This is a genomic window from Streptomyces sp. NPDC054794 (assembly GCF_053611585.1).
Map to the genome: position 1 here is coordinate 1 of NZ_JBSHAQ010000130.1, position 3,257 is coordinate 3,257.

Consider the following 3,257-nt stretch of genomic DNA (forward strand, 5'->3'; position numbering starts at 1 on the left):
CCGCTCGAACAGTTCCCACAACTCATCTGGCACGAGACGCTCAACGATCCCCACGACGCCAGACTATCGAACACGCCAAATGAGACGACGTCTTAGTCACCAGGTGTCTGCCCAAGCGTCCTCGTCGGCGTAGGGGGTGGGGGTGCCGTTGGGTTCGATGCCGTGCGGCCATAGTTTCCTCCATACGGCATCGGTGTCGTGGTAGGGGTAGGCGGCGTCTCCCTGGTCGAGTGCCTCGCGGGCGATGCGGGCTGCCTCTTCGACGTTGCGGGATTTATATCGGAAGCGGGCGATGTTCGCGAGTGCTTCGGGGTGTCCGTAGGGTCCCCGTCGCAACCACTGATCCGGTCGGGGTGCTGCCGTTTCTACGATCGAGTAGCAGTGGTTAGGCCCCGCCACACGTCTGACGCACGTTCATCCAACGTCGTAGGATCGCGACATCACGATCTGGGGGGGGCCTTGTCCAGCTCTGAACAGCACGAAGAGCCATCGTCGGACCGACTGCCGTTCGAATCGGTCTTCAGTACCGTCCTGAGCGGATGGGCTTTTGACCGTGCGGCCACTGAGGGCGCCTGCGGTCCTGCCGACTCGGGCGCTGTGCGTCTCATCTGGCTGAGAAACATTGGGCGGGATGGAGTGATCGCGGCTCCGGATCCGGAAGTCGATGAGTGGCGCTGCGATGCGCCTGAGCGGTTTCATCTCCGTGCCGGTGACATCTTGCTCTCTTCGGTCATTTCTGGTCGGCCCAAGGCCGCTGTGGTACAGGAAGTCGATCTACCGGCCGTTGCTGTGCGCAGCCTCTTTGTTCTCCGTCCGACGCAACCCTTGTCAGTGGAGCACGTCCGTCTGATCCTCGCGTTCTTGCGCTCCGATACCGTCGGAGCGCTCGCAGCCGGGAGTTTCGGTCAACAGCACCTTAGGCTTTCTCAGCTCAAGGCGCTGGAGCTGCCTAAGGAGGACCAGGCGTTGTCAGCGGCCCTGGCTGATCTCGCGGCTGCGGGGCAGCGGTTGGGTGAAATGGCGGCCGAAGCTAGCACGCTGGCGGAGTCGGTCTTCGACAGGAGCGGGAGCCCGGAGGAGGCCAGGCGGCTCATCATCGGTGCCGGGCAGCTCACCCGGCTCCGGTCTACTGCCGCTTCTCAACTCGACGATCCGGACTTCATCATCCGTACGCGATACCCCTATCCGATCGCGCTGCGTTGGCGGAACGTCGAGGCGCAGAGGAGCGCCGATGGCCAGGACGATGGCCAGACGAAGGAATACGCGGCCGTGCTCAAGGCCGCCGAAACCCTGCTCGGCTACAGCGCGCTTCTCGCGACCGCTCTGGCGCACGAGGCCGGTATCACCTGCAAGGCCATCAGAGCGTTCAAGGGGAAGATTGCGACGACCGGGCTCGGCGGCGGCCCCGGCTTCGGGGACTGGCAGCGCATCCTTCAGCAGATCTCAGCGGCGGAGGGTATGTCCGACCTTCCCCCCGAGCACCCCCTACACGAGCTTGCAGTCCTCCTCGAAGACGACGAGGCCGAGGTTGCGTGCCAAAGCCTGGGCACCAAACGCAACAGCAAGGCACACGGGCGTGAAGACCTGCCCGCCGTCTCGGCCTCCAAGTTGCAGGAGGCTCACGACGGCCTGCGCTTCCTCCTTGATCGAGCACGATTCCTCGCTGACCTGCAACTGCTCGATGTGACCAACGTGGTGTGGGATCGCCACGACCAGTCGGACACCGTCACCTTCAGGCGCCTGATGGGAGACCATCCGGTCGTTCCCACTGAGACGCTGCGCCATACCGGGTCAAACCGGATCGCTCCGATCCTGTACCTGGCTGACCGCGACCATGGGCTCCACCCCCTGAGCCCGTTCCTCACCTGCGAGAAGTGTGAGCAATGCGCCACGCTGTCTCTGTTCCATGCAGACAAGGAGCAGGGGGTGCTGCTTCAGACGAGCCTTGACCACGGCCACTACTACCCGTACCGGGCCGACGCGCGGGCGCTTCGAGCGGTCGGGCTACGGTAACTCCGGACGCCGATGCCTGGAACGGGGCGACCGCTTCACCCAGCCGGCCGAGCTTGACCGCAGGCCCGGCCCCCGGCCGGGCCTGCGCTCATGTCTCCGGCCCGCTCCAGCCCGGCCGGCGCCCGTGCCGCGCTGCGACTCCATGGTGTCCTTGATGCAGCGAGCCCCGCCGCTGCGGGGTGCGCGGCGAGGCCTGCAGATGGTGGTCGGCGTCGCGCGACGTCAGCGATCAGAAGTCAGTTCGCGACGCTTTGATGGTCTTGCACTCGACCTTCTTGGCGCCCTTGATCTCGTCCGCGGTCACCAACGCACCAGCGTTCTTGTCAGTGAACTTCTGGCCCGGGGCGAGGTTCTCGGCGGTTGACATGAAGTCGTCGACCTTCTTGCCGTCGGCCAGGACCTCGCCCTCAACGAAGTACGAGTACCGGCGGTCGCCGCTGTTGGCGTAGTCGACGTGGATGGTCATCTCCTTGATGCCGAAGTCTCCGGTGACCACGTCGCACTTAGTGACCTTGAAGTCCTTCATGACCTTGGACTCCTTGGCGCCGCCGGTCTTGGACTTACCGTCGCCGACGGTGGTGGAGTCGTACGACTTGTCCAGCTCCTTACTGGCCTTGTCGACGGCGGAGAAGAACAGGGCGTTCATGGCGAAGAACATGATGATCGCTACGGCCGACGTGACGAGGCCGGTGATGCCGGCGCCCTTGCCCTTGCGGACCTTGCCCGCCTTGGAGAGGCCGATGGCGCCGAAGATGATGCCAAGGATCGCGAGCGGCCAGACGACAACGTTGAGGACAGGGATGAAGCTGACTACGACGGCGATGATGCCGAGGACGAGTGCGGTGGTGGCCAGGCCGTTGCTGCCGGGCTGCTGGGGCTCGCCGTAGCCGGGCTGCTGGGGCTGGGGCGGGTACTGCTGGCTCATGGTGCTCCTCACGGGTTTCTGCTGTGTTTGCGCGTGGGTGACCGGTGAAGGACCTGTGTGGTTGCCTCGCAGATACCTAAAGTGATTAGTTCGTGATTAAACTTTCCTGATAGGCAAAAAATTTGGTGTGCAGGGCGCGGCTGTGGTCTTCTGGCAGGTCATCGGCGGTGACGGCGGGATCGGGCGGGGGCCTCACCTCGGCATCCGACCGCGATGCGTCACGCGGGCGTTGTCACGTTGTTGAGTGCGTGACTGACTGATGGTGCGTCGGGGCGCGGTGGGCCCACGGTCAGGGCCTGTGTTCAGGCCGTGGTGGGCC

Annotated in this window: 2 protein-coding genes; one reads left to right on the forward strand and one right to left on the reverse strand. The window is 64.5% G+C overall.

The genetic code is table 11. From position 1 onward, the window contains the following. The first annotated feature begins 459 nt into the window (after positions 1-459). Positions 460-2,013 (forward strand): restriction endonuclease, encoded by a 1,554-nt coding sequence (locus tag ACWGKT_RS48300; RefSeq protein WP_453278790.1) that lies wholly within the window; start codon positions 460-462, stop codon positions 2,011-2,013. A gap of 229 nt (positions 2,014-2,242) precedes the next feature. Here the strand turns inward: ACWGKT_RS48300 and ACWGKT_RS48305 are convergent, their stop codons facing one another. Next, the gene (locus ACWGKT_RS48305; RefSeq protein ID WP_453278791.1) at positions 2,243-2,938 is read right to left on the reverse strand and encodes a DUF4190 domain-containing protein; all 696 of its coding nucleotides are present in this window, start codon (positions 2,936-2,938) and stop codon (positions 2,243-2,245) included. Positions 2,939-3,257 lie beyond the last annotated feature (319 nt).

Bases quoted from the DNA above. Each gene is read 5' to 3' on its own strand.
- ACWGKT_RS48305 (WP_453278791.1), bottom strand. From the start codon at position 2,938: ATGAGCCAGCAGTACCCGCCCCAGCCCCAGCAGCCCGGCTACGGCGAG.